This window comes from Glaciihabitans sp. UYNi722 (genome assembly GCF_040549465.1).
GTDB lineage: Bacteria > Actinomycetota > Actinomycetes > Actinomycetales > Microbacteriaceae > Lacisediminihabitans.
Genome location: NZ_JBEPTL010000044.1, coordinates 1 through 7,094 on the forward strand (window position 1 = coordinate 1; position 7,094 = coordinate 7,094).

The following is a 7,094-nucleotide window of genomic DNA, read 5'->3' on the forward strand; positions in this document are numbered from 1 at the left end:
CAACCAGATACGACAAACTCGCCCTCACCTACCGCGGCGGAGTCGTCCTTCGGGCCATCACAATCTGGCTCAAACCGTTAGGAAACACGCCCTAGTAGTCAGAGATCCTTTCGCGAGACCGATCCTCCGTCGCGACGAGCACATCGAGCAATCTTCCCTCCATTCGGATGCGCTCGAGGAGGGCCTCGGGTACATGCCACAGATTGACCAGCTCATCGGGGTCACACGCAAGGTTGTAGAGTTCGCCGTCCCTTTCACGGGTTGTGCTGGGCTCGCCATGGTGGACGACGACTTTCCAATCGCCTTGCCGGAGCATGGTGGTGTGCACTGGAACCTCATAAGGAATACAGCTGTTCCGATATTCGCTGAGCGCCCAATCACGCGGGTGAGATGAGTCGGTTCCCTGCACGAGCTCTGCCAGATTTCTCCCCTGACCTCGACGGAGCCCGCCGACTCCGGCGAACGACAGGAGCGTAGGTGCGATATCAATCCACTCCACGATTTCTTCGCGCACCTCGTTTTTCGGGAGGTGATCGTTCCATCGAAGAATCAGGGGAACACGAACCGAACAATCGAACATCATCGGGCCCTTGAGGAGCATCTGGTGATCGCCAAGCAACTCGCCATGATCACTCGTGAAGACAACGATCGTGTCATCTCCCAGACCTTCATCGTCGAGGGTTGCGAGGATACGTCCCACCTCGTTGTCGAGCAGCGAAACCATTGCGTAGTACTGGGCTTTGATCTCTTGGATCTCCTCAGCGGTGAAATCCTGATATCCCGGCAGGGTCCCCGCATACGACTTCTTCGAAGCCTCGGAATAGATCGCCGGCTTCGTCGTCAGATCATCGTCACTGGTGACCGGTGCCGGCAAGCTGCTCGCGTCGTAGAGGGCCCGATATTCATCGGGAGCTCCGAACCCATGGTGTGGGTCGAAGAAGTTCACAACGAAGCAAAACGGTTTGTCGTGCTCTCGTGTGGTGCGAAGAAACTCGATCGTCTCCTCACCGATCCAGTGGCTGTAGTGGGATTCGGTGGGGAGCTTGTCGATGGCGTCGTGGCCCCGCGCGATGCTCTCCTCGAGCAATCCGGGAAAATTAGCATTGAGCCAGTTGTGGTATTTGTTATCCGGGTTTCGTTCGTACGGATCGTGTGCCCACTTGAAGATGCGGAACCCGTCCTCGATCCGTGGTTCTGTCCGGCCGTTTTGGGCCGCCCCGAGGTGAAATTTTCCGACAAGTCCGCAGTCATACCCCGCATCGGCGAGAACCTTCGTGAAGAGCTCCTCCGACGGGGAGATGTCCACGCCGTTGGCCCACAGACCGTGATTATGGAGGTATCGACTGGTCATGAGGCTGGCTCGCGAAGGTGCACACACCGGGGACTGAACGTAGCAGCGGTCGAATCGCACACCCTGCCGGGCGAGCTTATCGAGGTTGGGCGTGTGGATGTGCGGGTTGCCACTTGCTCCGAGGGCGTCGAAACGCTGCTGGTCGGTGCAAATGAGAAGAATATTCGGTTTTTTCGGTGACATTGTTTCCTTATTCAGTGGATAGCGAAAAACGGTCGTCAACTCTTCACTGCCCCGGCGATCCCCTCGACGAAATAGCGCTGCAGCAGGATGAAAACCAGCAGGACAGGGATAAGGGACATGGTCGCGCCCGCCGCGAGTCCTGACCAGTCGGTCGAGTTAGTGCCCTGAAATGCGAGCATGCCGACGGCGAGCGTTCGTTTGGACGGGTCGCTGAACGTGAAGACCAGAGGCACGAAGAAGTTGCTCCAGGTGGCGACGAATGTCACCACGGTCACTGTTGCCGTGATCGGGCCGGAGAGCGGCAGCATCACGCTGAAGAAAGTCCGGAAGAAACCCGCACCGTCGACCATGGCGGCATCCTCGAGTTCCTTGGGGATCTGCGCGTAGAAACCTGCGTAGAGAAGCACAGCCGCCACGTTTCCACCCGCGGAGAGGGCGAGGATCAAACCGACCTGCGTATTGAGCAGGCCGAGGAGGTCGCTGAGCTCGACAATGGGAATGATGGACAGTCCGGTCGGGATGAACATCGTGCCGAGGAGCACGGCGAACACCACCTTTTTTCCGTAGAATCTGTACCTGCCGAGAACGTATCCCGCCGTCGCACATCGCATCACGACGACAGCCACCGAGGAGAGTGTCACCACAACGGAGTTGAGCATGTACTGCGAAAACCCGGCCTGGTTCCAGGCTCGTGCGTAATTGTCCCAGTGGAAGATCTGAGGAATGAGGTTCAACCCGCTCGAGAAGATGTCCTGGGTGTCTTTGAGGGACGCCGAGAACGTCCACAACAGCGGGTAGATCCAAATGATGGCGACCACAGCCAGCAAGACCACCTGTACCCAGATCAGCGTCCGTCGGCGGCCCTGTGTCTTGTGATTCCGGGGAGTTCCCAAGCGTGCGACTGTCACTGGATCGCCTTTCGTTTGGACGCGATTCGAGAGAGGAGAAGGTAGGTCCCGACGATGAGCATCGTGACAATGCCGAGCAGGACTCCCATAGCCGAGGCGTATCCGTATTCCGGATGAGGAGTCGCGAAGGCTTGCTGGTAGATGTACACCTCCGTGACCAGAGTGGAGAAGAATGGCCCGCCGCCGGTCATGGTCTGGACCAGGTCGAAGATCTGCATTGTCTCGACGACTGTCAGGAGGCTTATGATCACGATGAATGGCGCAAGCATCGGAATCGTGATGCCGAAGAACGTCTGCCGTTTGCCTGCGCCATCTATTTGGGCGGCCTCGTACAGATCATTCGGCACGGTCTGCAGTGCGGCAAGCCAGTACATGAGGGTCAACCCGAGCCACTTCCATACATGAACGCCCATGACCGTCCACAGCGCAGTAGATGAACTGCCGAGGAAGTCGATCGGCTGCACACCCAAAGAGGCCAGCATGCTGTTAACCGGGCCGCCTGCCGGATCGAAGATGAAGTTCATCACGATGCCGATAATGGCCGTGGTGGCCACGACAGGAACAAAGAACGCCGTCCTCAGAAGTCTGACGAACGGAAGGCGCGGGTTGTTGAGAAACAGCGCGAGTACCAGCGCGAGGAACACCCTCACCGGAACTGTCACGATGATGATCAGCATGGTCACACCGAGCGACTTCCAGAACAGCGGATCGCCGAAGGCCTGCCCGTAGTTTGCAAGGCCGACGAAAGGACGCGCCTGCCCGAGGCCAGTCCAGTCGAGCAGCGAATAATAAAGGCTGGAGATGGTCGGCCACACGCTGTACGCGCCGAATAGCACCACCGTCGGTAGGAGGAACAGGTAGACCCAGCGATCTCGCCAGATCTTCTTCCCCAGTCGGTCCTGAGGTTTCGGTCCCGAAGCGCTTGCGCGCGCTGCGGGAGTCAGGGATGCCTGGACCGTCACGACTTGTACTTGCTCGCGTCGTAGTCCGTACCGGCCTTGTAATCCTTGAATACCCAGTCGTTGAGGCTTGTCTTGCTGCCCTTCGAGCTGACGGCCTTGATGGCGCGGTCTCGCTCCGTACTCAGCTTGCTGCTGTAGTCCGTCAGCGCTGACTTGATGTTGGAGATATTTCCGCCGAGATAGCCCTGGGCTATTTCGCCCAGCGTCGGGCGAATCTGTTGCATTTCCGCCAGCACCGCTGCGACGTTGGGGTTCTTCACGATCGCGCTCGGAGCGAGGGTGACCGAGTCGGCCATAAGCGAGACCGATTGCTTGTACAGGGCGGGTACGTCAGCCTTCTTCACAACGTCGAGATCCGATGGCGGCTGGTCCATGTTTTCGGCAAGGCCTCTCGCATATTCCGGCGTGGCGAAGGTATTGAGGATCCCGCTCGCCGTGCCGGGATTGGCGGACTCGGCGGAGATCCAGAAGACCCCTCCCGCGGGACCATTGCTGATCTTCGCCTTGCCTTCGGGCGTCGGAAGATTCGTCACGCCCGATTTCGCCACACTGTCAGCGAACTGGGTTTTCAGCACTCCGACATTCCACGAGCCGTCCAAGAACAAACCACTCGATCCAGCTGCCCAGCGAGCCCGCGCTGTGCGAACGTCGAGAGACGTCGATGACGGAAACATCGAGCCGTCTTTGACCAGGGACTTGAGGAATTCGAACGAGTCGACGAATGGTGAGGAATCGAAGACATAATCTCCGGTCTTGACATCAGCTACTCCCGGAGAGTCAGCGGAATTGCTGACCAGGCTAAGCTCGGCCCCCGCACCGATTGCCAGGTCGACGATGTGGGCTCGTATTCTGTCGGTCAGAGTGAGGCCTTCGATCCAGCCGTACATGTCGCCACCGCCGGCTTTGGTGATTCCGTGGGCCAACGAGCGGAATTCGTCCCAGGTCGCCGGACCCTTTTCCGGATCGCCACCGGCTTTCTCGACAGCGTCTTTGTCGAAATAGGTCAGCGTCGAGTGCTGACGGAAGCTGAACATGGGGAAGGAGAAGATTTTTCCGTCGAAGACGTGCAGGCCAGGAAGTAGAAAGTCGGATCCGATCATCCGCTTGGACGCCGCTGTGAGGTCGATGGGCGCGACCCACTTTCTCTGCACAAGCACCATGTCGGGTACGCCGAACACATTTGTGAAGACGTCGGGGAGCTGATTGCTTTGCTGTGCAAGCTGCAACGCAGACCCCATGTTGTTCGGATCGTAAACAGTGTGCTTCACGCTCGCGCCGGAGTGTGCCTTACCATAGGCGGCAAAGGTCGACTCCTCGAGTTTCTGCAGTGGCTGGAACTGATCCCACCAGGAGATAGCACCGGCGGCAGTCGCAGGCGCACTGGAGGGTTTTTGCGCGGACGTTCGTGAGCAGCCTGCCAACATCAATGCGAGAGCGCCGGCGCCGAGCCCCCCGGCAACAATGAATTGTCTGCGATCGAGGTTCACCATTGAAATTCCTTCGCGTTTTATTGACCTTGCAACGTTACAATGTCTTGGAAAGCGATAGTAGATGACGGTTCATTCGAACGTCAAGGCCTGCTGGGATTCAGGATGCGGCGAGTTCTCTGCGCGGGCTGGTGGATTCGCGGACGACGAGTCTGTGGCTCACAACATATTCCTGGGGAGCTGTCGTATCGTCCTCGATCCGAGAGATCACGGAGCGCACCGCCAACTCCGCGATCGCATCAAGGTCGTGCTTCACCGTCGTCAGGCTGGGCCACGAGAATCGGCCCTCGGGAGAATCGTCCCATCCGAGGATCGCGATGTCGTTCGGTATCGACAGCCCATTGCGTTGAAGAGTGCTCATCGCGCCAATTGCCAAAAGATCAGCCGCACAGACGATGGCATCGACCTGGCCCGCGCGTGTCACCAGTTCTTTGGCCGAGTGTTCGCCTTCTTCCCTAGTGAATTCGGAAGCCACCAGCACGAGACTCTCGTCCAGCTGAATGCCAGCCGACGCGAGCTCGGCCCTGAGTCCTGCCAACCGAAAAGGGCCGGGGCCGGTATCCCGATCAGGCTGGTATCCGATAAATGCGAATCGTCGTCTTCCGGTTGAGATCAAATGGGCCGTGGCTTCCCGGGCCGACGCGAAGCTGTCGATCGCGATGTGATCGAAGGCCTGATGAGAGCCGTGTTCGCCGAGAAGGACGATGGGAACATTGGCCTCCGCATTCTCGAGTTCGGCGAGTGGGAGCGAAACAGGACAGAAGATGACCCCTTCGATTCCGTGGTTGAGGTATCCCTGCGCAATCTCTCGTTCACGTTCGAGTGTGCCGCCCGTCTCGTCGACCAGCACTGTGAATCCCCGACTGAGCGCTTTCTCATTGAGGACGTGCGCGAGTTCGGCGTAGTACGGAGACCGAAGATCAGGAATCGCCAGGGCGAGGATGTCGGAGCGACCGTTCCTCAGTTGGCGGCCGGCGATCGAAGGCCGATAGCCCACCACACGAATGGCCTCCTCGACAGCTTTACGCTTCTCGGCAGTCACCCAGGGGTGATCGTGCAGCACATTCGACACCGTGCTCGCCGACACCCCTGCCTGTCGCGCGACATCTTTGACAGTCGCCCGCTTTCGCGCCACCGAATGATGAGCCTCACTTGCCATGTAGTCATGCTAGGCGGGAATGTCGACATGCCTAGAGACTGCGGGCGGCCAAATTGGAGCGTCCTCGTGGCTGCCTATCTTACGCAGCGAAAACCCTGGTGCGTCGTAGCCGAGTCCTCTGTTTGAGCCGATCGCGCTGCGGGACGGTAGCGAAGACAGTATTCGGGTGCGCAGAGATGCGATCCGCCCTTGAGGACTCGACGCGCGGTGGCCTCGCCAAGCGCGATGCTGGCCGAGCGAGCACTATCGGGGCTGCACGCGCAGGTAGTTACCGGATCCTGAAGTCGATCAGTCCAGTATGTGGTCGTCCATTCCCAGGTGTTGCCTGTCATCTCATGCAAGCCAAAGTCGTTGGGCGGAAAGCTGCCCACGGGAGCCGTGCCCACCCAGGAGCCGCTCCCCGCGCCGCGGTTGAGGTAGGGGAACTGACCCTGCCAGCTGTTCGCGCGCATTCCATCGTTGGGTTCATCACCCCAGGCGAACTTTGCCTGATCGAGTCCCCCGCGAGCGGCAAATTCCCACTCGATCTCGGTGGGAAGCCGTTTTCCCGACCACCTTGCGAACGCGTTGGCGTCTTCGAAGGCCACCTGCACCACCGGGTGGTCACCTTTTCCTTCCAGAGAAGTGCTGGGTCCTCCCGGATGCTGCCAGTCGGCTCCGGGAGTCCACTCCCACCACTGCGTCCAATCGCGTAAGTCCACCGGACCGACCGTCGGTGTGAACACGAGAGACCCAGGCTCCAGGGACTCAAGCCTCGCGCCAGGGAACATCGCTGGGTCGAGTGGTCGCTCTGCCGTCGTGACATATCCGGTTGCGCAAACGAATTCGGCGAACTGCGCGTTCGTGACCGCATGTCTGTCGAGTTCGAAGGGACTCACCCATTCCTCGTGAACCGGACCCTCTTCGAGATAGAAGTCTGATCCCATCCAGAAGGCGCCCCCTTGGAGGGCGACCATGTCGTTAATCACTTCGCCGCGATCACCATCCAGGTTCCACATGCGATGGCGAAGACGAAACTCGATGCGGCGGCCAACGTGACGGGTG

At 59.2% G+C, this 7,094-nt stretch carries 6 protein-coding genes; all 6 read right to left on the reverse strand.

The window, feature by feature from the left end:
• Positions 1 to 91: 91 nt before the first annotated feature.
• The 6 genes from ABIB56_RS18180 to ABIB56_RS18205 all read right to left on the reverse strand — a co-directional run bounded on the left by ABIB56_RS18180 (position 92) and on the right by ABIB56_RS18205 (position 6,976).
• On the reverse strand, positions 92 to 1,534 hold the full coding sequence (locus tag ABIB56_RS18180) for a sulfatase family protein (protein WP_354570636.1): 1,443 nt from the start codon (positions 1,532 to 1,534) through the stop codon (positions 92 to 94).
• A gap of 35 nt (positions 1,535 to 1,569) precedes the next feature.
• The gene (locus tag ABIB56_RS18185; RefSeq protein ID WP_354570637.1) at positions 1,570 to 2,442 is read right to left on the reverse strand and encodes a carbohydrate ABC transporter permease; all 873 of its coding nucleotides are present in this window, start codon (positions 2,440 to 2,442) and stop codon (positions 1,570 to 1,572) included.
• The gene (locus tag ABIB56_RS18190; RefSeq protein WP_354570638.1) at positions 2,439 to 3,404 is read right to left on the reverse strand and encodes a carbohydrate ABC transporter permease; all 966 of its coding nucleotides are present in this window, start codon (positions 3,402 to 3,404) and stop codon (positions 2,439 to 2,441) included. The genes ABIB56_RS18185 and ABIB56_RS18190 overlap by 4 nt, the downstream gene beginning before the upstream one ends.
• Positions 3,401 to 4,894 carry an ABC transporter substrate-binding protein gene (locus ABIB56_RS18195; protein WP_354570639.1) on the reverse strand — a complete coding sequence of 498 codons (1,494 nt, stop codon included), beginning with the start codon at positions 4,892 to 4,894 and terminating at the stop codon, positions 3,401 to 3,403. Before ABIB56_RS18195 ends, ABIB56_RS18190 begins: the two co-directional genes overlap by 4 nt.
• A 97-nt stretch (positions 4,895 to 4,991) precedes the next feature.
• Positions 4,992 to 6,050, reverse strand: coding sequence for a LacI family DNA-binding transcriptional regulator (locus ABIB56_RS18200; RefSeq protein WP_354570640.1), 1,059 nt, complete (start codon positions 6,048 to 6,050; stop codon positions 4,992 to 4,994).
• A gap of 74 nt (positions 6,051 to 6,124) precedes the next feature.
• Entirely contained in the window at positions 6,125 to 6,976 is an 852-nt protein-coding gene (locus ABIB56_RS18205; RefSeq protein ID WP_502917624.1) for a formylglycine-generating enzyme family protein, read from the reverse strand.
• Positions 6,977 to 7,094: the final 118 nt, after the last annotated feature.

Coding starts and splice junctions, on each gene's coding strand:
- ABIB56_RS18180 (WP_354570636.1), bottom strand. CDS start 1,534: ATGTCACCGAAAAAACCGAATATTCTTCTCATTTGCACCGACCAGCAG.
- ABIB56_RS18195 (WP_354570639.1), bottom strand. CDS start 4,894: ATGGTGAACCTCGATCGCAGACAATTCATTGTTGCCGGGGGGCTCGGC.
- ABIB56_RS18200 (WP_354570640.1), bottom strand. CDS start 6,050: ATGGCAAGTGAGGCTCATCATTCGGTGGCGCGAAAGCGGGCGACTGTC.
- ABIB56_RS18205 (WP_502917624.1), bottom strand. CDS start 6,976: ATGGGATCAGACTTCTATCTCGAAGAGGGTCCGGTTCACGAGGAATGG.